This is a genomic window from Halobaculum marinum, assembly GCF_029338555.1.
GTDB lineage: Archaea > Halobacteriota > Halobacteria > Halobacteriales > Haloferacaceae > Halobaculum > Halobaculum marinum.
In genome coordinates this window covers 1,458,599-1,481,455 of sequence record NZ_CP119989.1, presented here as the reverse complement: position 1 = coordinate 1,481,455, position 22,857 = coordinate 1,458,599, and the positions used below count along the sequence as shown (strand labels likewise).

General features: G+C 69.6%; 23 protein-coding genes. 15 read left to right on the top strand and 8 right to left on the bottom strand.

Translation table 11 applies throughout. The annotated features are described in order from the left end of the window. Position 1: 1 nt before the first annotated feature. On the bottom strand, positions 2-1,540 hold the full coding sequence (locus P0R32_RS07635; RefSeq protein WP_276236350.1) for a DUF790 family protein: 1,539 nt from the start codon (positions 1,538-1,540) through the stop codon (positions 2-4). 113 nt (positions 1,541-1,653) lie between these two features. Between P0R32_RS07635 and P0R32_RS07630 the strand changes: the two genes are divergently transcribed. Further along, positions 1,654-2,076 carry a DUF8726 domain-containing protein gene (locus P0R32_RS07630; protein ID WP_276236349.1) on the top strand — a complete coding sequence of 141 codons (423 nt, stop codon included), beginning with the start codon at positions 1,654-1,656 and terminating at the stop codon, positions 2,074-2,076. 15 nt (positions 2,077-2,091) lie between these two features. On the opposite strand, the gene P0R32_RS07625 is transcribed toward P0R32_RS07630, so the two are convergent. Continuing rightward, positions 2,092-3,465 (bottom strand): DEAD/DEAH box helicase, encoded by a 1,374-nt coding sequence (locus P0R32_RS07625; RefSeq protein WP_349770196.1) that lies wholly within the window; start codon positions 3,463-3,465, stop codon positions 2,092-2,094. A gap of 43 nt (positions 3,466-3,508) precedes the next feature. Next, complete coding sequence (locus P0R32_RS07620; protein ID WP_276236346.1) at positions 3,509-4,309, bottom strand: YihY/virulence factor BrkB family protein; 801 nt, start codon at positions 4,307-4,309, stop codon at positions 3,509-3,511. Between the two features lie 139 nt (positions 4,310-4,448). On the opposite strand from P0R32_RS07620, the gene P0R32_RS07615 reads away from it, so the two are divergent. From P0R32_RS07615 to dnaJ, 5 genes are all read left to right on the top strand, one after another. Then, a complete protein-coding gene (locus P0R32_RS07615; protein ID WP_276239447.1) occupies positions 4,449-4,661 on the top strand; it encodes a hypothetical protein in 213 nt (70 codons plus the stop codon). A 58-nt stretch (positions 4,662-4,719) separates the two neighbouring features. Further along, positions 4,720-5,316 (top strand): nucleotide exchange factor GrpE, encoded by a 597-nt coding sequence (locus tag P0R32_RS07610; protein ID WP_321170905.1) that lies wholly within the window; start codon positions 4,720-4,722, stop codon positions 5,314-5,316. A 109-nt stretch (positions 5,317-5,425) separates the two neighbouring features. Beyond that, positions 5,426-6,127: an alpha/beta hydrolase gene (locus tag P0R32_RS07605; protein WP_276236344.1), complete on the top strand. Its 702-nt coding sequence runs from the start codon at positions 5,426-5,428 to the stop codon at positions 6,125-6,127. 225 nt (positions 6,128-6,352) lie between these two features. Next, complete coding sequence (gene dnaK, locus P0R32_RS07600; protein ID WP_276236343.1) at positions 6,353-8,263, top strand: molecular chaperone DnaK; 1,911 nt, start codon at positions 6,353-6,355, stop codon at positions 8,261-8,263. Positions 8,264-8,458: 195 nt separating this feature from the next. Further along, on the top strand, positions 8,459-9,628 hold the full coding sequence (dnaJ, locus tag P0R32_RS07595) for a molecular chaperone DnaJ (protein WP_276236341.1): 1,170 nt from the start codon (positions 8,459-8,461) through the stop codon (positions 9,626-9,628). Positions 9,629-9,676: 48 nt separating this feature from the next. Here dnaJ and P0R32_RS07590 read toward each other — a convergent pair whose 3' ends face one another. After that, on the bottom strand, positions 9,677-10,216 hold the full coding sequence (locus P0R32_RS07590) for a CBS domain-containing protein (protein ID WP_276236340.1): 540 nt from the start codon (positions 10,214-10,216) through the stop codon (positions 9,677-9,679). 118 nt (positions 10,217-10,334) lie between these two features. Further along, complete coding sequence (locus P0R32_RS07585) at positions 10,335-10,697, bottom strand: DUF555 domain-containing protein (RefSeq protein ID WP_276236339.1); 363 nt, start codon at positions 10,695-10,697, stop codon at positions 10,335-10,337. 253 nt (positions 10,698-10,950) lie between these two features. Here P0R32_RS07585 and P0R32_RS07580 point away from each other — a divergent pair, with 253 nt between their 5' ends. The 4 genes from P0R32_RS07580 (at position 10,951) to P0R32_RS07565 (ending at position 13,001) form a co-directional block, all read left to right on the top strand. Further along, positions 10,951-11,124: a DUF7317 family protein gene (locus tag P0R32_RS07580; RefSeq protein WP_276236338.1), complete on the top strand. Its 174-nt coding sequence runs from the start codon at positions 10,951-10,953 to the stop codon at positions 11,122-11,124. Positions 11,125-11,426: 302 nt separating this feature from the next. After that, complete coding sequence (locus P0R32_RS07575) at positions 11,427-11,666, top strand: hypothetical protein (RefSeq protein ID WP_276236336.1); 240 nt, start codon at positions 11,427-11,429, stop codon at positions 11,664-11,666. A 63-nt stretch (positions 11,667-11,729) separates the two neighbouring features. Continuing rightward, positions 11,730-12,455, top strand: a complete 726-nt coding sequence (gene psmB, locus P0R32_RS07570) for an archaeal proteasome endopeptidase complex subunit beta (RefSeq protein ID WP_276236334.1) — start codon at positions 11,730-11,732, stop codon at positions 12,453-12,455. Positions 12,456-12,581: 126 nt separating this feature from the next. Beyond that, the gene (locus P0R32_RS07565; protein ID WP_276236333.1) at positions 12,582-13,001 is read left to right on the top strand and encodes a Rieske (2Fe-2S) protein; all 420 of its coding nucleotides are present in this window, start codon (positions 12,582-12,584) and stop codon (positions 12,999-13,001) included. A gap of 48 nt (positions 13,002-13,049) precedes the next feature. On the opposite strand, the gene P0R32_RS07560 is transcribed toward P0R32_RS07565, so the two are convergent. Further along, complete coding sequence (locus tag P0R32_RS07560) at positions 13,050-14,621, bottom strand: glutamate-cysteine ligase family protein (RefSeq protein WP_276236331.1); 1,572 nt, start codon at positions 14,619-14,621, stop codon at positions 13,050-13,052. 99 nt (positions 14,622-14,720) lie between these two features. Here P0R32_RS07560 and P0R32_RS07555 point away from each other — a divergent pair, with 99 nt between their 5' ends. The 5 genes from P0R32_RS07555 (at position 14,721) to P0R32_RS07535 (ending at position 19,287) form a co-directional block, all read left to right on the top strand. Further along, positions 14,721-15,230, top strand: coding sequence for a DUF6884 domain-containing protein (locus tag P0R32_RS07555; protein ID WP_276236330.1), 510 nt, complete (start codon positions 14,721-14,723; stop codon positions 15,228-15,230). 112 nt (positions 15,231-15,342) lie between these two features. Next, positions 15,343-17,247, top strand: a complete 1,905-nt coding sequence (ligA, locus tag P0R32_RS07550) for an ATP-dependent DNA ligase LigA (RefSeq protein WP_276239339.1) — start codon at positions 15,343-15,345, stop codon at positions 17,245-17,247. 35 nt (positions 17,248-17,282) lie between these two features. Then, a complete protein-coding gene (locus P0R32_RS07545; protein ID WP_276239338.1) occupies positions 17,283-17,486 on the top strand; it encodes a hypothetical protein in 204 nt (67 codons plus the stop codon). A 25-nt stretch (positions 17,487-17,511) separates the two neighbouring features. After that, positions 17,512-18,288: an MBL fold metallo-hydrolase gene (locus P0R32_RS07540; RefSeq protein ID WP_276239337.1), complete on the top strand. Its 777-nt coding sequence runs from the start codon at positions 17,512-17,514 to the stop codon at positions 18,286-18,288. A gap of 69 nt (positions 18,289-18,357) precedes the next feature. Beyond that, positions 18,358-19,287 (top strand): zinc ribbon domain-containing protein, encoded by a 930-nt coding sequence (locus tag P0R32_RS07535; RefSeq protein WP_276239336.1) that lies wholly within the window; start codon positions 18,358-18,360, stop codon positions 19,285-19,287. Here P0R32_RS07535 and P0R32_RS07530 read toward each other — a convergent pair. Then, positions 19,284-20,399, bottom strand: a complete 1,116-nt coding sequence (locus P0R32_RS07530; protein WP_276239335.1) for a DNA topoisomerase IV subunit A — start codon at positions 20,397-20,399, stop codon at positions 19,284-19,286. The genes P0R32_RS07535 and P0R32_RS07530 overlap by 4 nt on opposite strands. A gap of 1 nt (position 20,400) precedes the next feature. Beyond that, positions 20,401-22,806 carry a DNA topoisomerase VI subunit B gene (locus P0R32_RS07525; RefSeq protein ID WP_276239334.1) on the bottom strand — a complete coding sequence of 802 codons (2,406 nt, stop codon included), beginning with the start codon at positions 22,804-22,806 and terminating at the stop codon, positions 20,401-20,403. Between the last annotated feature and the right edge of the window lie 51 nt (positions 22,807-22,857).

Sequence of the window (22,857 nt, the reverse complement as noted above, 5' to 3'; positions counted from 1 at the left end):
ATTACGACTCGCCGTCTGCGTCTTTCTCTCGCACGGTCCCGCCGCCGAGCCCCTCCCACGCGACGCGGTAGCCGAGCGCCGACAGCGCCGCGCTCGCGTCGGTGAGGCCCGCGTCGGTAAGCACCGACTCCGCCTCGGCGTACGCCATCCCGGCCTCGACCTCGTCGGCGACGCGCTCCAGCACCGCGGGGCGGACGAGCGTGCCGCCGAGGCGACGGTGCTCGGGGAACGCCACCTCGTCAAGCGCCTCCGTCGGCACGCCGTGGTCGGCGGCGAGGGCGTCGACGCGAACCACGTCGGCGTCGGGTGCGAGTTCGGCGGGGAGGCCATCGGTCACCTCGCTCGCGAGGTCGGCCTCGTACTCGCGGAGCACGTCGACCACGTCCTTCACGCGAACGGTCCCGGAGTAGGTGACGACGCGGTGGTCGCGGGCGGCGATTTCCTCGCCGACGCCGAGCGACTCGTCGACGGCGACGACCAACTCCACGTCCTCGACGCGGTCGAGTTGGTCGAGTTTCTTCTCGACGTACTCGGGCGTCCAGAAGCCCATGACCTCGAAGAACACGCGGAAGTCGGCGTGGCGGTACTCGAACGCGAAGTCGGGGATCATCACGCTGGCGCCCACCTGGAGCGGCTCCGGTTCGCGAGTGAGGTCCCAGTCGAGGTCGAGCGCCCGAAACCGGGCGGCGAAGTCGGCCTCGACGCCGGAGTCGAACGCCGGTTCGGCGAGCGGTTCGACGCCCGGTACCGACACGTCCTCGTGAGAGAGTTCGAGCAGGTACTCCCTGCCGCGGTCGTCGATGTCCGCCTCCAGCGTCCACTCACTGGCGGTCGCGGCGACCGTCCGGAGCAGACGGGCGAAGGCGGTGCCGTAGCGGCGAGTCCGACGGAACAACGCGTCCGGCCCGGTGACGACGACCACCCGGTCGGTCGGGGCGTCGTCGTCGTCCAGAACCCGAATCTCGTACAGGAGGCCGAGTCGCTTGGCCGCCGAGACGAGCGCCTTCGGGTCGGTCGACCTGACGCGGACTTCGGTCGCGTCGAACAGCGCGGTCTGCGCCAGCGAGAGGTCGTACTGGGTGAGCAGTTCGTCGGGCGTCCACCGCGAGTCGAAGGCGGCGAGCACCTGGTTCGCGTCGCGGTCGGCGTACAGCGACGCCTCGATCACAGCGGGGTCGACGCCGAGCGCATCCCCGGCCGCTGCGAGCGCCTCGTCGCGCTCGGCGTCGCCGGCGACACCGACCGCCTCGGCGTGTTCGAACGCGACCCGACGTGCCCGGCGAGGCGGCAGCGGTGCACGGGTCTCGAACGCCGCCTCCCGCTCCAGCAGCGCGGCGAACCCCCGGACGAGTTTGAAGTCGTCGGCGTCGCGTTCGAGCGCCGCCAGCGCGTCGTCGAGCGCGCGGCGTGGCTCGCCGACGTGGCCCTGGAACACGCCGAGGACGCGAGCGGCCAGTCGCCTGGCGTCGTCGTCCCCGGCGACGAACTGCGGGCGGTAGCCGCCGCGACGACTGACGCGGAGGAGGTCCTTTCTGATCACGGCTCGGTGGTCGCTTCGAGTTGACCGGCGGGGGGTAAAGCGCCGGCGGTCACGGCGCGGATCAGCCGGCGAGATGGACAAGGCTCATACTGGACCCCCGAAACCCGTCTCGTGTGAAGCGCCGTCGCCTCCTCGGGTCGCTCGCCCGCGCCGCCGTCGCCGGCGGCGTCGTCGCGACCGCCGGCTGTACGTCTCCCGCCTCGCCCTCGGGACCGTTGACACCGCCGCGCTCGCCGGAGGGCGGCCCGAACACCGGTGAGGAGGGGCTCGTCATCAGGGACTTCCTCGACGTGGAGGGAGACGACGGCGCGCTCCTCGTCCGCGTCACCGTCGAGAACCGAGCGGGCGAGGAACGCTCGGGCACCGTCGTCGTCACCGCGACGGCGGGCTCGGACGACGACGAACGTGAGGTGTCCACCTCCGAGTCGATCACGGTTCCGGCGGGCGAACGCGTCGAGGTCACCCTCGAAACGTCGCTGACCTACGAGGAGTTCAGCAGGCAGGGGTCGATGCGTGTGGACGTGACCGAGTCGTGAGCAGTCCGCCGTCGCTCACCGACGCCGCCGCGCGACTCGTTCTTCGGCGGTCTCACTGGTGACGAGTTCGTACAACGTCGCCGTCTTCGTCCCGTCGGCGCCGGGGCGGAGCACCCGGCCGAGCCGTTGGGTGAACTCCCGCTCGGACCCGCTGCCGGAGAGGATGACCCCGACGCTGGCCTCCGGCACGTCGACGCCCTCGTCGAGGACGTTCGCCGCGACGACCCGCGAGTAGGTGCCCTCCCGGAACCGAGACAGCGTCTCGCGGCGCTCCTCGACACCTGTCTCGGCGGTGATGGCGGGGATCAGGAACCGCTCGGAGATACGATACACCAGCGCCGTGTGGGCGGTGAACACGATGACACGCTCGCCGCGGTGGCGGTCGAGGATCCGCGCGAGTTCGTCGAGCTTCGCGTCGGCGTTCATCATCACCTCGCGGGCGCGCTGTTTCGCCAGGAGCGCCTCGCGTGCGCGGGGGTCGTTCCCCGAGCGCTTCACGAGTTCTTGGTAGTCCGACCCCGAGCGGAACGTGATCCCGGCGTCGCGGACGTAGTCGAGGAACGTTCCCTGGGCGGCCTCGTAGCGTTCGCGCTCGTCGTCAGTCAGTTCGACCTCGACGCGGCGCACCTCGTAGTCCGCGAGGTGGTCGCCCGCGAGGTCGTCGGCGTCGAGCGCGTACACCACGGGGCCGACGAGGTCGACGACCGCCTCGTGGGCGCCGTCCGGGCGCTCGAACGTCGCCGTCAGGCCGAGGCGCGCGGGAGCGGCGAACAGGCGAGCGATATCGCGGTACCCCTCGCCGCCGAGGTGGTGGACCTCGTCGAACACGAGGAGGCCGAAGCGGTCGCCCAACTCGTCGGCGCGGAGGTACGCCGAGTCGTACGTTGACACCGTTATCGCCTCGACTTGCTGTTCGCCGCCGCCCAGGCGGCCGACCGGCACGTCGAACGTCGAGGAGAGTTCGCGGTGCCACTGCTCCAGCAGGTCGACCGTCGGCACGACGACGAGCGCGGCGACGCCCGCCTCGGCGATGGCCTCCAGCGCGATAACGGTCTTCCCGCTCCCCGTCGGGAGTTCGAGGACGCCGCGGCGACCCGCGTCGCGCCACGCGTCGAGCGCCTCCCGTTGGTAGTCGCGGAGGGTGTACCCCGACGACAGCGCTGGGAGGTCCGGGGCGTCGAGGACGCGGTCGGTCACGTCGTAGCCGCGCTCGTGGAGGGCGTCGCGGACCTCGGGGTAGCGGTGGGCGGGCGCCCGGCGGGCGGCCGAGCGAGCGTCCGTCTCGACCCCCGGGAGCGACTCGTCGGGCGCGCCGGCGACCCGGACCGTCCCGTCCTCGTAGGTGAGCGTTACCGACGGCACGGACGGAGGTGGCCGGGCGCGAGGCATAAGTGCGCCGTCGTCGCCTCCACAGAGAAGCAACGCTCGGCGGTCAGTGACCGGCGACGACCGCGTTGACGACGGCGCCCGCGAGGAGGAGAACCGACGCGGCGTAGAGCCACGTCACCACGAGCACCACGGCGCCGAGCGCGCCCGAAAGCGCGCCCCCGGCGCTGGCGGCGACGTAGGCGTCGAACGCGGCGTACAGCGCCGCCCACCCGACGCCCGCGAGGACGCTCCCGGGGAGTGCTTCCCGGATCGACAGCGAGGTGTCTGGGAGCACGTAGTACGCCGGGAACAGCAGTCCGGACAAGACCGCGACCCGGACGGTGACGGCGGTTGCGCGCCCCACTGGCCCGGACGGGTCGCTGACGGGGACGAGGAGGTCGACGCCGACGGCGGCGACGACGGCGGTCACCACCGCCGCGAGCACGACGGCGGCGTCCCGGGCGCGACGGACCGTCCCGCCGCCGTCGTCGAGACGATACACCCGCCCGACGGCGCGGTCGAGTCCGCGGAACAGTCGTGACGCTCCCCACACGAGCACGACCGCACCGACGACGGTCGCTTGGGAGCGACCGACCGCCGTAGTGAACACTCGGCGAACGGTGTCGCGGCCGGACACCGACAGCGAGTCGCCGAGCGCGAGGACCACCCGGTCGGCGACCGCCTCGCCGGCGACGGTGGCGAGTGCCAGCGCCGCCAGGGCGACCAACGGGACCAGGGACACGAGTGCGTAGTAGGCGACGGCGGCCGCGAGGAAGCCGACGCCGGCCTCGCGACCGCGGGCGACGACATCGCGGAGCAGTGATGCGGCCTCCCGCGCCGAGGCCGCGACGCTACGGGCGGGCATCACTCATGTGACGGGCTAGAGTACGACGCCGGACCGGGCGAGACATCGGTGCCGCGACGTACGCGACCCGCGCCGTTCGTTAGTCCCCTCGTACGTGGTCGCCGCAACCCACTCAAGGCGTGCGCCCGAACCTCCGGGCGTGACCGACCACGAGTCCGACGACAGTCGCGGCAGAGGGATGCACGAGGCGGTGGCGACGTTCCTCGCCGGCGCCGACGACGTGTACGACGAGTACGACAAGGGGTACGTCGACGCCGACGCCGCGCTGTCGGTGCTGTCGAGTCGGATCGACGACCTCCGTGCGGCCGCCGACGGCGAGGAGGGCGGCCCGGCGGCCGACGCCGACGAGTGACCCGCCCGCGACGACCGGATCCGCAATCCGTATTTCCGCGCGACCGCTTCGGTGTGGTATGAGCGACGAGGCCGACGTCGGACACGACGAATCGGAGGAGGGAGCCGTCGACGAGGAGGCAGGCGACGGCGAACGCGCCGCCGAGACGGCGCTGGCGGACGCGGTCGCCGAGTACGACGACGCGCTCGCGGCGGAAGTGGCCGCGCTCGAACGCGAGGCCGCCGAGAGCGCCGAGCGCGTCGAGGAGTTGGAGTCGAGCCTCCGGCGGACGAAGGCTGACTTCCAGAACTACAAGAAGCGCGCGAAGAAGCGCCAAGAGCAGGAGAAGGCGCGCGCGACCGAGGACCTCGTGGCGCGGCTGACCGACGTGCGCGACAACCTGGTGCGCGCGCTCGACCAGGACGCGGACGCCGACATCCGCCCGGGCGTCGAGTCGACGCTGGAGACGTTCGACCGCGTGCTGGGCGAGGAGAACGTCGAGATCATCTCGCCGGAACCGGGGCAATCCGTCGACCCGGAGCGCCACGAAGTGATGATGCGCGTCGACTCCGAGCACCCCGAGGGCACCGTCGCCGACGTGTACAAAGAGGGGTACGAGATGGCCGACAAAGTGATCGAGGCCGCGCAGGTCACCGTCAGCGACGACGAGAAGTAGGCGGTCGCCGTCGCGGCGACGCGCCTCCACACAGTCCCGCGCCGCGCCCGCACCCTACCGCGCCGTTCGCGCACCACACCGTTTTGTCGCCCGCGCGTGCAGCGTCCACATGGAGTTCACCGTCCACGGTCCCGACGACGGCGAGCCGTTGCTGTTCGTCATGGGCTGGGGGAACACCGCCGACCAGCCGGAACCGCGCTGGCTCCTCGACACGCTCGCCGACGAGGGGTACCGAACCCACGCCTGCGAGATTCCGACGAACGTGACGAGCTTCGAGGACGAGTACCTCCGGCCCCTCGCCGACTACGTCGCCGACGGGCCAGACTTCGACCGTGCGCTCTCCCACAGCACCGGCGGCCTCATCGCCGCCCACGCGATCGACGACGGCGTGCTCCCGAAGCAGGCCGTCCACCTCAGTCCGTGGTGGGGACTCCACCCGAGCCAGCGGCTCCCGTTTCGGGTGTTGGGGGCGCTGCCGACGAGTCGTGAACTAGTGCCGGTCGAACCTGACCGCGACACGCTCGGCGCCCTCGCGGATCCGAGCGCCCGCGAGGCGCTCGGGTTGGCGCCGTCGTTCGTCCGCGAGATACGCCGAGCACAGGAGTCACTCCCCCGTGCCGCCGACGACGAAGTCGCCTTCTGCACGCTGACCGACGGACTGGTCGGCGTCGACGCCGTCGGCGAGCGTCTGCCCGCCGACCGGATCCGACTGTACGACGGCGGGCACGAGTGCTTCGCCTCGCCGGACCGCGATCAGATCGTCGCCGAGGCGGTCGCGGCGCTGCGCGAGGGGCCGGCGGCGCTCGGCTGAACGCAGACTCGACCGGACTACGCGCGTCGACGACGCCGCACCAGGAGACGGTGAATCCGTCCCCGTCGTCGTCGCCGCCGGCTGCGTTCGCGGTTCGTGATAAGCGTTGCCACTCGCGCCGCACCGCGAGACGGAAGATCGCAAGCAGGCGTCGACTTCCTATCGGACCACGGTACGCTCTGTCTAGTAACGTTTAACGGACTCGCGGCGCTATCCAGGGGCAAGATGGCGACCAACAAGATCCTCGGAATCGACCTCGGGACCACGAACTCTGCGTTCGCGGTGATGGAGGGGGACGACCCGGAGATCATCGTGAACGGCGAGGGTGACCGAACGACGCCGTCGGTGGTCGCGTTCACCGACGACGGAGAGCGACTCGTCGGGAAACCCGCGAAGAACCAAGCCGTCCAGAACCCCGACCGCACGATCCAGTCGATCAAGCGGCACATGGGCGAGGAGAACTACTCCGTCGAGATCGACGGCGAGGACTACACGCCCCAGCAGATCTCGGCGATGATCCTCCAGAAGATCAAGCGCGACGCCGAGGAGTACCTCGGCGACGACGTCGAGAAGGCGGTCATCACGGTGCCGGCGTACTTCAACGACAAGCAGCGGCAGGCGACGAAGGACGCCGGCGAGATCGCCGGCTTCGAGGTCGAGCGCATCGTCAACGAGCCGACCGCGGCGTCGATGGCGTACGGCCTCGACGACGAGTCCGACCAGACCGTGATGGTGTACGACCTCGGTGGCGGCACCTTCGACGTGAGCGTCCTCGACCTGGGCGGCGGCGTGTACGAGGTCGTCGCGACGAACGGGGACAACGACCTCGGCGGCGACGACTGGGACGAGGCGATCATCGACCACCTCGCCGAGGAGTTCCAGAACGACCACGGGATCGACCTGCGCGAGGACCGCCAGGCGCTCCAGCGGCTGAAGGACGCCGCCGAGGAGGCGAAGATCGAACTGTCCTCCCGGAAGCAGGCGAGTATCAACCTCCCGTTCATCACGGCGACCGACTCCGGCCCGGTCCACCTCGAGACCGAGATCACCCGCGCGACGTTCGAGAACCTCACGTCGGACCTCATCGACCGGACGGTCGAGCCGACCGAGCAGGCGCTGGCCGACGCCGGCTACGACGCCGGCGACATCGACGAGGTCATCCTCGTCGGTGGCTCCACCCGGATGCCGCAGGTGCAGGAGAAGGTGACCGACATTCTCGGTACCGAGCCGAAGAAGAACGTCAACCCCGACGAAGCCGTCGCGATGGGCGCGGCCATCCAGGGCGGCGTGCTCTCGGGCGACGTGGACGACCTCGTCTTGCTCGACGTGACGCCCCTCTCGCTGGGGATCGAGGTGAAGGGCGGCCTGTTCGAGCGCCTCATCGAGAAGAACACGACCATCCCGACCGAGGAGTCGAAGATCTTCACGACGGCGGCACCGAACCAGACGTCCGTCGACGTGCGCGTGTTCCAGGGCGAGCGTGAGATCGCCGAGGAGAACGAACTGCTCGGCGAGTTCCAGTTGACCGGCATCCCGCCGGCGCCCGCGGGCACCCCGCAGATCGAGGTCGGCTTCAACATCGACGAGAACGGTATCGTCAACGTTGAGGCCGAGGACAAGGGCTCGGGCAACGCCGAATCGATCACCATCGAGGGCGGCGCGGGCCTCTCCGACGAGGAGATCGAGCAGATGCAGCAGGAGGCCGAGCAGCACGCCGAGGAGGACGAGGAACGCCGCCGCCGCATCGAGGCCCGCAACGAGGCCGAGAGCGCGGTCCAGCGCGCAGAGACGCTCCTCGAGGAGAACGAGGAGAACGTCGACGACGACCTCGAGGCCGACATCCGCGAAGAGATCGAGAACGTCCAAGAGGTGCTCGGCGACGAGGAGGCCGACGCCGACGAACTCGAAGACGCGACCGAGGACCTCTCGGACGCGCTCCAGGAGATCGGCAAGCAGATGTACCAAGAGCAGGCCCAGCAGGCCCAGGCCGGACCGGGCGGCGCCGGCGGCGCCGGCCCCGGCGGCATGGGTGGCATGGGCGGTGGCCCCGGCGCGGGCGCCGCGGGTGCCGAGGGCGACGACGAGGAGTTCGTCGACGCCGACTTCGAGGACGTGGACGACGAAGAGGAGTCGTAGACGCCGACGAGTCGGTCATTCGGACGACGAACAGTTCGCTGGACGAGGGCGGACTTCGGTTCTTCTTTCGTTGCGTGCTACCGTCGACGGTCGCGAGCGTCGGCGCTCTCGTCGTGTGGACACGTCCCTCAGCGAACAGTCGTCCCGGAAGCCACGCGATTGAAATAGCCGGAGGGACGTATCCACGAACAACGAATGAGCGAGGACTTCTACGACGTGCTCGGCGTGTCGCGCGACGCTTCCGAGGACGAGATCAAACAGGCGTACCGGCAGAAGGCGACCGAGTACCACCCGGACGTCAGCGACGCCGACGACGCCGAGGAGAAGTTCAAGCAGGTGAAGAAGGCCAAGGAGGTCCTCACCGACGAGGAGAAGCGCTCGGCGTACGACCGGATGGGCCACGACCGCTTCGAGCAGGCCGAGAAGCGCGGCGGCTTCGACGGCGGCCCCGGCGGCGCGGGCGCCGGCGGCATGGGCGGCGACCCGTTCGGGGGGATGGGCGGCGGTGCCGGCGGTATGGGCGGCATCGGCGACATCTTCAACGACCTGTTCGGCGGTGGCGGCGGCCGCGGGCGCGGCGGCCCACGTCCGGGGAAGGACCTCCGTACCAACCTCGACATCGACCTCCAGGAGGCCCACGACGGCGTCACGAAGCAGTTCACGGTCGCGCGACCCACCCGGTGTGACGAGTGCGACGGCGAGGGCCACCCCGAGGACGCCGACGTTCGGACCTGCTCGCAGTGTGACGGTCGCGGCCAGGTGACGCGCGTCCAGCAGACGCCGCTCGGGCGCGTCCAGCAGACGACCACCTGCCCGGAGTGTGAGGGCGACGGCGAACTGTACTCCGAGGACTGCGCAGTGTGTGACGGCTCGGGGATCACCCGCGAGGAGTCGACGCTGACGGTCGACGTGCCCGCCGGCATTCAGGACGGACAGACCCTCCGGATGGACGGCGAGGGTGCCCCCGGCGAACCCGGCGCGCGCGACGGCGACCTGCTCATCGAGGTGCGCGTCGAGGGCGACGACCGGTTCGAGCGCGACGGCGCCGACCTCCACCTCACGGAGCCGGTGTCGTTCCCGCAGGCCGTCTTCGGCGACACGGTGCAGTTGGAGACACTCGACGGCAGCGTCGAGTTCGAAGTGCCCGCGGGCACCCAAAGTGGCGAGACGTTCCGCCTGAAGGGGAAGGGGATGCCGCGACTCCGGCGCCGTGGGAACGGCGACCTCTACGTCAACGTGCAGGTCGTCACGCCGGACGACCTGAACGAGGAGCAGCGGGAGGCGCTCAAGACGTTCGCGGAGGCCGGCGGCGAAGAGATCGACGTGAGCGAAGGCTTCTTCGAGAAGATCAAGAACTCGCTATAGAAGGCGTCGGAGCAGTCTACGCGGTCGATATCGCTGGGATTAGCGTTCTCAGGACAACTGCGCCGCCAGATCCGCCTCCGTGATGATACCGACCGCGTCACCGCTCTCTGTGACGACGACCGCCTTGTAGTGCTCCAGCAGGTTCCGGATCTCGTCGACGGTCGCGTCGGGGCTCACCGGCGGGAACGACTCCGACATCACCTCGCTGACGGGCAGATCCGCGGCGTTCTCGCCGGCCTGGTTCACGTCCGAGAAGGAGATAGAGCCGACCGGCGTCCCGTTCTGGATGACGGGGAGTTGCGAGTACGCCTCCCCCTCCATCAGGTCGACCGCCTCCCGGACCGACTGGTCGGGGGCGACGCTGATCACCGACTCGTGCATGATGTCTGCGGCGCGGACGACGTCGCCCTCGACCTCGTCGAGCGCCTCGACGATGCGCCGGAGCGTCGACAGTCGGGGGTCGACGTCCCCGCCCTCGATCCGGGCGATCAGCGGCTGTGACACGTCCGCGCGGTCGGCGAGCGCGCTCTGCGTGAGATCGAGCGACGTTCGCCGCTCGCGCAGGTCCTGCGGCGTTGGGAGTTCCATGCCGGGTGATTACCCGAGGTTATTAAAAAGCGTTCGGTCGATCCGCACCCCACGCCGCCGACGCCGTGGCGGTCGCTCTCCATCGGTGGATCGACAGAACGGGTCGGCGAACGCCGGGTTACTCGTCCTCGTCGTCGGCTTCCGTCTCGATCACGTCGATCACGTCGAGCGGGACGTCGCGGAGTGCGCCACCGATCTCGCTTTTCGCGATGCGGGTGGCGTGCTCCTCGCTGTCGGCGTTGAACACGTTGATCTCCAGCATGAGGCCGACGAGGGCGGTCGAGGCGGCGATGAACGCCGAGTCGAACGGCTCGCCGCAGGCGGGACACGGCGTCGCGCCCACCTCCACGTCCACGAACTCCTTGTTCGCCTCGTTGAGTCGCCGACCTGCCTCGCTCACCGCCACGCCGATTGCGTCGTCGATCGCTTCGACGTCGCGGACCAGCCACGCCGCCTCGAGGGCGACGAGATAGTTGCTCATACTCTCACTCCCGGACCTGTGGACAATAACCCGTTGGTTCGGCGGTCCCGCCGCGCGGCCCGGGGGCCGCGTCGTCGACGATGGTGGTGGGTGTGCCGGATCCACAGTTCCAACCGTCGAACCCCGACAATCGGAATCCCACCGCAAATGGACGAGACGTGTGTGGCGGTTCCTCGCGTAGAAGAACAGACAGACACAGAAATATCCGAAAATGCTATACGTATGGCCATGGTCAGAACAGATCGTCCGACGAATGTCCCTGCAAGCACTGACAACGGCGGCGACCCTGTATCGCGGCACATCACTCACCCTGGAACAGGCGGCGACCCACACCGGTCTCACCGCCGACGAGTTGGCGAAACACCTCCGCTCGCAGGGGATACCGACCGGCGAGGACGCCTCGTCGCCAGAGGCGATCAGCGACTGAGAACGACCCACATCGCAGAACCCCCGCTGACGCCAGTTTTCGTGGCCTCGTGACGCTGGAGACTCCACCTTGACCCCGAACGGTGCCCGGATGGGAACCCGGACGGGACTCGGTGGATTCCCGTAACTTATGAGAATCGTCGGTGTGCGCACTCGGGAAGGTGCGAGTCTCACCCAGCGGAATCGGTGCCGGTCGGTCCGCCGAGCCGATTCCGCTGGAATCGACAGACTGCGCACGGATCGTCCGGATCCGGCGGGCCGACACGCTTATACCCGGGTAGGGTGCCAAAGGCGGACAACGGTATGACCCAAGCCGCACGCGCCGTCCGCCACGCCGGACTCCACGCGCTCCACCACCTCACCGTCTTCGCGGGAATCTGTGCGTTCCCGTTCGTCCTCCTCAGCCGTCAGGTCGGGATCCGGCTCCCGATCGGTGGCGTCGTCGCCCGGATCCACGACGCCTACGACGCCGCCGTCGACGCCGCCGAGGCCGCCACCGAGTCCGAGCGCGGCGACGAGGCAGACGCCGAGACCGAGAGATAGCGGCGCCGTCGGAGAGTTCCTGAAGGGGTGCATTTATCAGCGGCGGAGACGTACCGCGAGTCAATGCGACCATCTAGTGACCTCGCGGACCTCGACGCGATCGGCGGCGACGAGACCGTGTTCGGGCCGGAACTCGGGGAGTTCCCCCACGCCGACGAGCGCCGCGCCCAGGCGACGGGCGAGGGTGAGATGAAGACCGGGACGACGACCGTCGGCCTCCGCACCGAAGACGGCGTCGTGCTGGCGACCGACATGCGCGCCTCGCTGGGCCGGATGGTCTCCTCGAAGGACGTCCAGAAGGTCGAGGAGATCCACCCAACGGGCGCGCTCACCATCGCGGGCTCCGTCTCCGCCGCGCAGAACCTCATCCAGACGCTGAAGGCCGAGACGAACCTGTACGAGGCTCGCCGCGGCAAGGACATGAGCATGCAGGCGCTGTCGACGCTCACCGGCAACCTCCTCCGCTCGGGCGCGTTCTTCATCGTCCAGCCCATCCTCGGCGGCGTCGACGACGAGGGTGCCCACGTCTACTCCATCGACGCCGCGGGTGGCATGACCGAAGAGGAGTACACCGTCACCGGCTCCGGCTCGCAGTTCGCACTCGGCGTGCTGGAGCAGGAGTACAGCGACGACCTTTCGGTCGACGAGGCCAAGCGCGTCGCCGCCCGCGCGATCAAGTCCGCCGTCGAGCGCGACACCGCCTCCGGCAACGGGATCAACGTCGCCGTCGTCACCGAGGACGGCGTCGAGATCACCAAGCACAAGGACATCGACGCGGTCGCCGAGTAAGACCGCCGTCGCGCCGGCCGGTCCGCCGTCGCATCGAGATTCTGACCAGGCAGCTCCCAATCGACGAGCGATGCGACCGTCCCACCTGCGGGAAGCGTTTTCACCCGCCCCCGCGACCGCCGAACGATGACCGACGGAACACGGGTCGCCGCGGTCGACGACGTCCCCGAGTCGGGGTCGTACCTGTTCACCGCGAGCGACCCGTACGGTGAGGACAAGGAGATGATCCTCGTTCGCTGTGCAGACCCGCCGGGCGTCCGCGCGTGGGTGAACGTCTGTCCCCACGAGTACCAACGACTCGACCGCGGTCGCGGCGCCGCCGTGCGAGACGGCGAGATCATCTGCCCCAAACACGGCTCGATGTTCGACTCGTGTTCGGGGGAGTGTGACAACGGCGAGGCTGCCGGAACGACGCTCCCGAGCGTGGAGGTCGCCGTCGCCGACGGCGCGGTGTTCCTCGTCGACGACGACTACACGTTCCGCCACGCGGGAGCGCGGGACGACGGCGACGACGGGCCGAGTTCGACCTCACACATCGGCTTCTGACCGTGCGTCAGTTGCCGAGGCGGAGCGGGCGACGGCGATAGGAGGCGCTCACTCCTCGACCCAGTCAGCGAACGTGCCGCCGAGCAGCGTGTCGCGCTGGCGCTCGATGTAGGTGCGCTGCATCCCGTTGATCGCGTCCGCGAGGTCGTCGCCGTCGGCGAGTCGCTCGCGGACGCGGCGGCGCTTCCACGACGCCGGCGTCGTCCCGTGCGCTGCGCGCCAGCGGAGCGGTTTGAGGTACGACTCCGCCTCGACTTCGGGCACCCCTGCGTCCTCCAGCCCCGCCTCGGCGTGCGAGAGGAGGTCGTCGAACAGTTCCGCGCGGTCGGTCGTCTCGGCGCCGTCGGTCGTCACCCACGAGAGGTCGGCGCCGATGCCGTCGCGGACGGCGGCGTAGAAGTTCGCCTCCGCCGTCTCCCAGTCGAGGTCGGCGACCGGGTGGCGGCGCTTCGGGAGGCTCTCCATCAGTCCAGCGAACGCCGCGAGGAACGCCACCGAGTCGCGGACGGTGGGCTGTGCGGGGATGGGCCGGAACTCGATGCGGGCGTTGGCCGCCGACCGGGTGGCGCCGTCGAACACGGGACGGACCCACCGCCAGTAGGTGCCGTGCTTGCGCCGCAGCGTGGCGAACGCGTCGTCGAAGCGGTCGCCCTCCGCGACGGACATGGGCACCATCGTCGCGTCGGCTGCCACGCGGTCGACGGCCTCCGCCACGCTGTCGAGGTCTCGGGGGAACGTCACCTTCTCCGCGCCGCCGCTGTTGAGCACGGACTCGAAGACGGCGACCCGATTCTCGTGCCACCCGTCCGCGAGCACGTCCTCGGCGGTCGCGTCTGCCGCGTACAGGTCCGCCGGGAAGAACGGGGCGTTGACGCCCAACGCGAGCAGCGGCCCGGCGATACGGAGCGCGAGGTCGTGGTGCTGCGGGATGTCCTCGGCGCTTGCGACCTGGTAGTGGGGCTGGATCGAGGTGATGAGGCTCTCGGGCATCACCGTCCCCGCGGTCAACTCGACGTGCGGGGCGTCGACCGAGAACGAGTCGGTCCCGGCGCTGTTGGCCATCGCGTGGTACCGGACGGCGTCGCTCATGTTCGTCGCGATGCGCACGCCGTCGGCCTCGACGGCGTCGACGAGGTACTCGCGGGCCGTCTCGCCGACCGGGGGAATCGTCCACATCCCGTCGGAGACGAGGCGCATCCCCTCTGCGCGGGTGGTGTCTAGCGCCGCCGACAAGCGCGCTCGTACCTCCGAGGCCTGCGCTCGGAGGCCGTCGGCGTTGAGTGGCTGGGGACTGGTCGTCATCTCGGCGTTGTGGAGGCCCAACTCCTTCTCGAAGCCGATGAGTTCGAGCAGTCGGCGCGGCACCCGACTGAGGTGGGACGCACTCGCGGACGACCCGTCAGCGTCACCCCCGTCACGGCCGTCGCGCCAGCGCCCCTCCGAGACGGCGTAGAACTCGTACTCGAGGCCGACGATCGACTGGTGGTTGTCGAAGGTGCCGTCCCGAAGCTCCGCCTTCACCGTCTCGGCGTCGGCAGCGGCACGCGCCTCGAACGCCTCGGCGTCCGTCTCCAACACCTCGCTCACTCTCGTTGCTAAGTCCGGCTCACCGTCGCTCATACCCCTCCGGTGGTCACGCCGCAGTGTTCAACCCGTCGGCCGACTCATATATCGGAATCGAGAATCAAGATTTATAAAACTCCCCTCAGTTCGTCGCGTATGGAGACCTTCGGACTCGTACAGGCTGGCGCCTGTCCGTTCCGCGGGCGGGGACGGGCGAGGGATCGCTACGCGACGGCGTTCTTCTCGAAAAAGGCAGAGCTAGCGGAGTTGGTGTGCGACGAGTGGGTCGTCCTCTCGGAGCGCCACGGTGTACTCGACCCGGACGAAGAGGTCGAGGGCATCGACCGCGAGTTCGACGAACTGGAACCAGCCGAACAGGCGCGGTGGTCGATGGACGTCGTCGCCGACGTGGCGACGCGCGTCAGGAAACAGGAGTACGACCGTGTCGTCGTGTTCGCCGACCGACCGACCAGAGACGCGCTCAAAGAGCGCGGCGGCCTGCTCAGCAGGATGGCCGCCGCCGGCGCGAAGACCATCGAGCCGTTGGCGGGAATCGGCGGCCCAGACCGCCAAGAGCAGTGGCTCGACGAGCAGTTGGCGATCCGTCGCGAGGCGGCGGACCCGACGGCGGCGGACCTGGACGCCGACCTCGGGGAACTGGCCTGAGCGACCGCACGACACACCGCACGACCGACTACCCCCGACCAGAGACGCCCACCCGATCCGGCGACCGCGCCGAGTCGTCGGAGTTATTCTCGCCGCCCGACTCCGGACGGACATGGAGTTCGCCACGTTCGCCGAGCGCGCCGACGCGATGGCCGCCGAGGAGGGCGACCTCGCGACGGTGGCGCTCGTCGCCGAGACGCTCGCGGCCGCGGGCCCCGACGCGTCGCCGGAGGCCGACCGCGACCCGACGGACTCGGACGACCTCGCCATCGTCGCTCGGTTCCTCCGCGGCGCGGTGTTCCCGGGGTGGGACGGCCGGAAACTGTCCGTGGGTCCGTCGCTGTGTCACGAGGCGCTGGCGCGTGCCGCCGGTGCGAACGTGACCGCCGACGACGTGGAGGACCGTCTCGCCGAGACGGGCGAGATCGGTGCCGTCGCCGCCCAGCTCGACCTCGGGGGGCAGACCGGGCTGGCCGCCTTCGGCGGCGGTGGCGACGCCGGCGCCGACGACCTCACCGTTCGCGAGGTGTACGAGGAACTCGTCGCGGTCGCGGAGGCGACCGGCGACGGGAGCGAGTCGTTCCGACTCGACACGCTGTTTGGCCTGTTCAACCGAGCGACGCCGTCGGAGGCGACGTACCTCGCGCGACTCGTGCTCGGCGAGATGCGCATCGGCGTCGGCGGCGGCGCGCTCCGCGACGCCACCGCGGAGGCGTTCCTCGGCGCGTCCGTGACGACGCCGACGGAGGAACGCGACGAGGACGACCGCACCGACGAGTTGGTCGCGCTCGTCGAGCGGGCGCTCCAGGTGACGAACGACCACGGCCGCGTCGCCGAACTCGCTCGCGACGAGGGCGAAGCAGGCCTCCGCGACGTGTCGCTGGCCGTCGGGCGACCGGTCCGGTCGATGCTCGCACAGGCGGGCACCGTCGCCGACGCGATGGACGCGTGGGGCTCGGCGGTCGCAGAGACGAAGTACGACGGTGCGCGCGTCCAGATCCACTACGAGGAGCGCGCGGACGACAACGAGGGAGCCGACGGCGCAGGCGATCCCGACGACGGCCCCGTCTCCATCTACTCGCGCAACATGGAGGACGTGACCGCGGCGCTCCCGGAGTTGGTCGAACACGTGCGTGCGCACGCGACCGCACCGGCGATCCTCGACGGCGAGGCGGTCGCCGTCGACGACGACGGCGAACCACTCCCGTTCCAGGCGATCCTCCGGCGCTTCCGCCGCAAGTACGACGTCGACCGGATGCGCGAGGAGGTGCGCGTGGAGTTGCGCGCGTTCGACTGCCTCCACGCCGCGGGCGACGACTTGCTCGACGCGCCGCTGACCGAGCGCCACGACCGCCTCCGGGAGGTGCTCGACGAGGGCGTCTCGGAGGTCCTCGTCTCCGACGACGCTGCCGAGGTCGAGGCGTTCGAGGCCGAGGCGCTGGCGGCGGGCCACGAGGGCGTGATGCTGAAGCGCCCCGACTCGACGTACGACCCGGGGAACCGCGGGAAGGAGTGGCTCAAGCGCAAGCCGGACGTGGAGACGCTCGACCTGGTCGTCACCGGCGCCGAGTGGGGCGAGGGGCGCCGCGCCGAGTTGTTCGGGACGTTCGAGGTGTCCGTCCGTGTCGCTGACGAGTCCGGCGACGCCAGTGGAGAGCACGCCGTCGTCGGCAAGGTCGCGACCGGCATCACCGACGAGGAACTGGCCGACCTGACCGACCTGCTCGAGCCGCACGTTCGGTCGGAGTCCGGCCAGACGGTGACGTTCGCGCCCGAGGTGGTGTTCGAGGTCGGCTACGAGGAGATTCAGACCTCGCCGACCTACGACTCGGGGTACGCGCTCCGATTCCCGCGATTCCTCGCGGTGCGCGAGGACAAGGGAGCCGACGACGCGGACACGCTGACGCGGTTGCGGCGACTCGCAGGCGACGGTGACGATGGCGCCGACGGCGGTGACGATAGCGCCGACGCGGACGAAAGCGGCGACGGTGAACGCGACGCCACCGGCGCCGAGTGACAAGACACTACTCGGGGGCGGTCGTGCGCTCGGGCATGGACACACGCCGGATCCTCACGGAGTACCCGTTGCAGGTGCTCCTCACCGTCGCCACCCTGGCGGCGCTGGTCGCCACGGTCGTCGTCGCGAGCGGCGGGGGCGAACTGACGACGACGCTGCGCCTCGGCGCGCTCACGTTCGTCCTCCTGTTGTTCGCGGTGGGGTTCTCGGCGGGGCCGCTCGGGGAGCGGTACTTATAGACGACTCCCGCCCCGACTGCCGCCCATGACGGTCAGACACGACGACCTGCAGGTCACGTGGTACGGCTACGCCACCGCGCGCATCGAGAGCGCTGACGGCACGGTCGCGTACACCGATCCGGGCCGCTACGGCGTACTCTCCGGTGAGTGGACACCACCCGGCGGCGGCAACCCGAAGGAGGCGGCCCACCCGCGCGCGACGGACCACCGGCCGATGGACGCCGACCTCGTCGTCGTCACGCACGACCACCACTACGACTCCGAGGGCATCGAGCGCGTCGCCGCCGACGACGCGACGGTCGTCGTGTTCGAGGGCGTCGACGCCGCGAACATCGACCGCGACGTGAAGCCGGTCGACGACCTGCCGTTCGACGTGGTCCGCGTCGGCGAGGCCGACCACGTCGCCGTCGACGGCGTCGGCGACGTGTGGTCGGTGCCGGCGTACAACGAGGCGGACGGCCCGCACGCGAACCGCGACGGCTCCGTCCCGCACCCGAAGGGGGAGGGCGTCGGCTACCGATTCACTGTCGGCGAGCAGGGCACCTCGGTGTTCTGGCCCGGCGACTCCGACGCGCTCGACGCGTTCGCCGAACTGGACGTGTCGCTGTTCCTCGCGAACATCTCCGGCGACGTCTGCATGAGCGCCCCCGAGGCCGCCGCCCTCGCCGAGCGCATGGACCCCGACCTCGTGGTTCCGATCCACTACAACACGCTGGAGTTCCTCGAAGCCGACTCCGCCGCCTTCGCGAGCGACGTCGCGAAGCGCACGGTGCCGGTCGCGCTGGACGAGTCTGCCGAGTAGCGGCGCACTCGCCGAGCCCTGGATCCGCGCGCAACCTCTTTGCGGGTCGAGGGCGTTGGTGTATCTGAGATGATCTTTCGCACGTCCGACACACAGACGTGCCCAGACTGCCGGACGGAGGTCGCCGCCGGCGACCAGTTCTGCTCGGCGTGTGGCGCGTTCGTCGACGACGCGGACCGGTCGGTCTCGGCGGACGGCGGCGACGCGCGCGGGCACACGGTGCGTCACGAAGACCGCGCGTGGCTGCGTCGATACGTCAGCGACCGTGAGGCCGAAGGGTGGACCACCCTCGAAGACGACGACGACCGCGTCGTCCTCCGCAAGCGGGGCGTCGGTCGCCTCCCGCTCCACGTCGTCGCGTTCCTGCTGTCTGGCGGCCTCGGGAACCTCCTGTACGCGACCTACAGCTTCACGCTCGGCGCGCCGCGCCGGACCGTCCACGCCGACGGCACCGTCGAACGGAGCAACGAGGGGCCGTCGGTCGACCTCCTCACGGTGGCCGGGGTCGGTGCCGGGCTACTGGCGCTGTTCGTGGCCGCGGCGTGGGTAGTCTTCGCGCTGCTGGCGAGCCTCTCGACCGCTGCGCTCGTCGCCGGGGCGCTGTTGTTCGTCCTCGTCTCGGTCGCGGCGATGCTCGCGCCGGGCGTACTCCGCGAGGGAGTGAAGCCCGTGACGACGTTCGGCACGGAGAAGACGGTCGAGCGCGAGCGGGTCCGCAACCCACCAGAGGCGTGTGCGGCCTGCGAGCGACGGATCTTCCACGGCGAACGCCGCTGGTACGCGAAGCGGCGCTACGTCGCCGGCGTCCCCGTCGGCACCACCGCCGCGGGCGAGAACGTCTACTGTGCCGCCTGTGCCGACGAGGTCTCCGGCCAGTTCGGCGACGACGACATCGAGGCGGAGCTAGCGCGGATGCGGCGGGAGTCATCAGCGGGCGCGGCGGCGGACCGCGGCGGCGACCGCGAACGGGAACGAGAACTGGAGTCGCAGCTTCGTTAGACGATGCCCATGTCCTCGAGGCGCTCGGGGAGGTAGGTGTCGGTCACGAAGTCGAGGCCCTGCGCCGCGAGTGCCTGCTGTTCTGCCTTCTTCTCGATGTCGAGTTGGAGTTCGATCTGCTCCTCCCAGAAGTCGGTCTGGAAGCGCGGGTCCTCCAGTTCCGACTCTAGGGCGTTCACGTCGGAGTCCGACAGCGGGTCCGTCGGCAGGTCGTAGTCGACGATGTCCTGCGGGCGGATGCCGACGTACTTCGCCTCCGGCGTCGCGAGATACTCCGAGAGGTGCGCGGACTTGATCGACCCGTAGGCGACGGAGCCGAAGATGCGGTACGACCAGGGGTCGCCGTCACAGAAGACCACGACCGGCAGGTCGAGTTCGTCGTGCAGGCGCTTCGTGAGGCGCCGCGTCGCGCGGGCGGGCTGACCGCCGAGGTGGACGACGATGGAGTCGTAGTCGACGTCGAAGCCGTTCTCCACGAGACGGTCGCGCATACCACCGGTCTCCACGCAGAGGACGAACTCGGCGTCGTTGTCGAGGAACTCGATCGTGTCGGGGTTGTTCGGAATCTGGTAGCCCCCCTGCCCGACGTCCTCCTGGCAGTGGATGTCGCGGTCGCCGCGGCGGGTCTGCTCGCGGATCTTCAGCGGCCCCATCACCTTCGCGCCCGACTCCTCCGGGCGCATGTGGAAGTCCTCGCGGGTGACGCCCGAGACGATCTCCAAGTCCTCGATGAGCTGGTTCGACTCGTCTTGGGTGTTGAACTGCGCCTCCTCGGAGTCCCACGACTCGCTGAGGTAGTACAGCTCACGCAGGGTGGACGAGCGATTCTCGTCGAGTTGCTGGGCGAGGAACTCGACGGCGTACACCGCCTTCAGGAGCTTGCGCGCGCCCCGGACGGAGTTGGCCGAGCGGGTGGAGGTGCGGTCGCCGTACACCCACACGCCCGCCTCCTCGTCGAAGACGATGTTGCTCTTCGTCCGCGTGGGCAGCGTCATCTCGGGGATGTCGCCGTGGTCGAACTGGTCGTAGAACTCTGCCGCGAGTTCGATCAGCTGTTCGCGGGCCTTCTCCTCGTTCAGTCGGGTGTCGGATTCGGGTGTGTCTGCGCTCATATCAGGCGTTCACGGTCAGCTTCTCGGTCTCGATGCCGTCGACGTTCACGTCGAACTCGGGGTCGCCGGAGACGGTGTACTCGAGCACGGCCTCCTCGCCGCCGGGCACGGTCGGGTTCCACTTCACGAACCACTCGCCGTCGAGGTCGACGACGGTCGCCTCCTCGGGCACGTCCGTCGGTTCGGCGGTGACGATGTCCGTCACGTCTGGCTGTTCGGTGCGGTCGGAGTGGTTCTCGACGATGAGGCGGACGGTGTCGCCCTCGCGTTCACGCTCGACGCCGACGTTGTTCATGATGCGCGCCATCGCGCCGTCGATGTTCGGGCGCTGGCGGCCGGTCACCTGCGCCACCTTGTCGGCCATCTCCGGGAGGATCCGACCGAGCACGTCCTGCTTCTGGCGGCGCTTCTGCATCGAGCGCCGCTTGTTGAGGTAGCTCTTGAGTTCGCGGGCGGCCTCGCGGACGGCGAGTTCGATCTCGTCTTCGATCGCCGGGATGTTCGCGAGGGCGTCCTTCGACTCGCTCGTGAACGGGACGTTCGTCGAGGCGACGTGGATCATGATGACGGCAGGGCCGTTCGGCATCCCCGAGCCGCCGGGCTGGTCGAGGCCGTAGTTGCGCCAGCCGATGCGTTTCACCACGTCGGTCGTCGCACACGCGCCGCGCTGGTACACGAGTGGCACGCGGTTTGCGAAGCGGAGCAGGTCGACCTGCCCGCCCTCCTCCAACTCGCCGCCGTAGGCGATGCCGGCCTCGACGATGAACGGGTCGCCGCCGTGGACCTCGGCGTCGCGCGTCGCGGCGGCGTAGAAGTCCGCGTCGAACTCCTTGCGCAGGCCCGCCTCGACGAGTTCGTCGGTGATGGGCGCGAGACAGTCCGTCGGCGGCGCGAGGATGTCCGTCTCGCGCATCGCCTCCAGCAGTTCGGAGGCGGTGTCGCGGTCGTCGGCGGCCTCGCGGACCTTCGGCACCTCGTCCGGGACGGTGACCATCCGACTCCACAGCGCCTCGACGACGTTCTCGCGGGCGGTGTCGCCGAACGTGGCGTCGTCGAACTCCTCGGTGTCGTCGGCGGCCTCGTCGACGAGCGTCTTGAGCTGTTTGTGTGTCGCCCGCGTGCGCTCGTCGCCGGCGGCGAAGCGCCGCGCGAGTCGCTCGGCCATCCCGGCGACGACGGCGTCGTCCTTCCGGGTCGAGGTCGCCTCGTCGACGAGCGGGTACAGGTCGTCGGTGAGTTCGTCGACGCCCTCTTCCTCGTCGAAGGCGGCCATCGTCTCCCACGCCGCGGCGACGGCGTTGTCGCGGACGGTGCCGCCGAAGCGGGTGCCGAAGTCGTCCTCGGCGGCCTCGGCGACGTTGTCGACGATGTCGACGAGTTCGTAGTGGCTGGTGCGCTCGCGCGACCCGAGCGTGCTCGCGACCTCCGTCGCGAAGAACTCCGTCGCCTCCGCGCCCTTGTTCGAGACGGCCTCGGTCAAAGCGGCGGCCACGGCGTCTTCGTCGGCGCTCCACCCGAGTTCGCGACCGAAGTGGCGGTCGCGGAAGTTGTCGATCACCTTGTCGGCAGTCTTCTTGCCGACGCGGGTGAACTCCTCTTGGAGGAACCCGGAGACGGAGTAGCTCTCGGTCGCCTCCAGCATCTTGATCAGCGTCCCGAGTTCCACTCCGTGCGGGTGCGGGCGAATCTCCTTCGTCTCGGCGGGCAGTTGGTCGGTTCCGCGCTCGAACTTCAGCGGCTCGTCGAGCCCCGGCTCGCGCAGTTCGAGTCGCGCATGGGGGTTGACGACCGCCGTGTGCTTGATGTAGTCGTGGAGCTGCTGGCGCGCGCGCATATTCGCCTCCATCTCCACCTCGATCCGGGTGCCGTGCGAGCGGTCCCACGACGTGGTGCGCTCGGCTTTGATCTCCGGTTCGTTCGTGTCGGTGTCGATGATCAGCTCGAAGTACTGCGCGTCGGCCTGGCCCTTCGGTCGGGAGGTGATCTTCGCGGGCTTGCCGGAGGTGAGCTGGGAGTAGAGGACGGCGGCGGAGATACCGATCCCCTGCTGTCCGCGCGACTGCTCGCGCGCGTGGAACCGAGAGCCGTACAGCAACTTCCCGAACACCTTCGGCAGTTGAGCCTTGGTGATCCCAGGACCGTTGTCCTCGACGATTAGTCGGTAGTAGTCTCCAACTTCGCGGATCTCGACGTAGATGTCCGGTCGGATCCCCGCCTCCTCGCAGGCGTCGAGCGCGTTGTCGACCGCCTCCTTCACGGCGGTGACCAGCCCGCGAGCGCCCGAGTCGAACCCGAGCATGTGCTTGTTCTTCTCGAAGAACTCGGCGATGGAGATCTCCCGCTGGCCCTCGGCCAGCTCGTCGGCGATCCCCTGGTCCTCGCCGAGTTGCGACTGGAACGACGTCATTCTCGTACGGGTCGTATCCGACGTGGGGTTATAACCGTGTCCTCACCGCAG

Bases quoted from the DNA above. Each gene is read 5' to 3' on its own strand.
- P0R32_RS07625 (WP_349770196.1), bottom strand. From the start codon at position 3,465: ATGCCTCGCGCCCGGCCACCTCCGTCCGTGCCGTCGGTAACGCTCACC.
- P0R32_RS07620 (WP_276236346.1), bottom strand. From the start codon at position 4,309: ATGCCCGCCCGTAGCGTCGCGGCCTCGGCGCGGGAGGCCGCATCACTG.
- P0R32_RS07610 (WP_321170905.1), top strand. From the start codon at position 4,720: ATGAGCGACGAGGCCGACGTCGGACACGACGAATCGGAGGAGGGAGCC.
- P0R32_RS07605 (WP_276236344.1), top strand. From the start codon at position 5,426: ATGGAGTTCACCGTCCACGGTCCCGACGACGGCGAGCCGTTGCTGTTC.
- dnaK (WP_276236343.1), top strand. From the start codon at position 6,353: ATGGCGACCAACAAGATCCTCGGAATCGACCTCGGGACCACGAACTCT.
- dnaJ (WP_276236341.1), top strand. From the start codon at position 8,459: ATGAGCGAGGACTTCTACGACGTGCTCGGCGTGTCGCGCGACGCTTCC.
- P0R32_RS07590 (WP_276236340.1), bottom strand. From the start codon at position 10,216: ATGGAACTCCCAACGCCGCAGGACCTGCGCGAGCGGCGAACGTCGCTC.
- P0R32_RS07585 (WP_276236339.1), bottom strand. From the start codon at position 10,697: ATGAGCAACTATCTCGTCGCCCTCGAGGCGGCGTGGCTGGTCCGCGAC.
- P0R32_RS07580 (WP_276236338.1), top strand. From the start codon at position 10,951: ATGTCCCTGCAAGCACTGACAACGGCGGCGACCCTGTATCGCGGCACA.
- P0R32_RS07575 (WP_276236336.1), top strand. From the start codon at position 11,427: ATGACCCAAGCCGCACGCGCCGTCCGCCACGCCGGACTCCACGCGCTC.
- psmB (WP_276236334.1), top strand. From the start codon at position 11,730: ATGCGACCATCTAGTGACCTCGCGGACCTCGACGCGATCGGCGGCGAC.
- P0R32_RS07565 (WP_276236333.1), top strand. From the start codon at position 12,582: ATGACCGACGGAACACGGGTCGCCGCGGTCGACGACGTCCCCGAGTCG.
- P0R32_RS07560 (WP_276236331.1), bottom strand. From the start codon at position 14,621: ATGAGCGACGGTGAGCCGGACTTAGCAACGAGAGTGAGCGAGGTGTTG.
- P0R32_RS07555 (WP_276236330.1), top strand. From the start codon at position 14,721: ATGGAGACCTTCGGACTCGTACAGGCTGGCGCCTGTCCGTTCCGCGGG.
- ligA (WP_276239339.1), top strand. From the start codon at position 15,343: ATGGAGTTCGCCACGTTCGCCGAGCGCGCCGACGCGATGGCCGCCGAG.
- P0R32_RS07545 (WP_276239338.1), top strand. From the start codon at position 17,283: ATGGACACACGCCGGATCCTCACGGAGTACCCGTTGCAGGTGCTCCTC.
- P0R32_RS07540 (WP_276239337.1), top strand. From the start codon at position 17,512: ATGACGGTCAGACACGACGACCTGCAGGTCACGTGGTACGGCTACGCC.
- P0R32_RS07535 (WP_276239336.1), top strand. From the start codon at position 18,358: ATGATCTTTCGCACGTCCGACACACAGACGTGCCCAGACTGCCGGACG.
- P0R32_RS07530 (WP_276239335.1), bottom strand. From the start codon at position 20,399: ATGAGCGCAGACACACCCGAATCCGACACCCGACTGAACGAGGAGAAG.
- P0R32_RS07525 (WP_276239334.1), bottom strand. From the start codon at position 22,806: ATGACGTCGTTCCAGTCGCAACTCGGCGAGGACCAGGGGATCGCCGAC.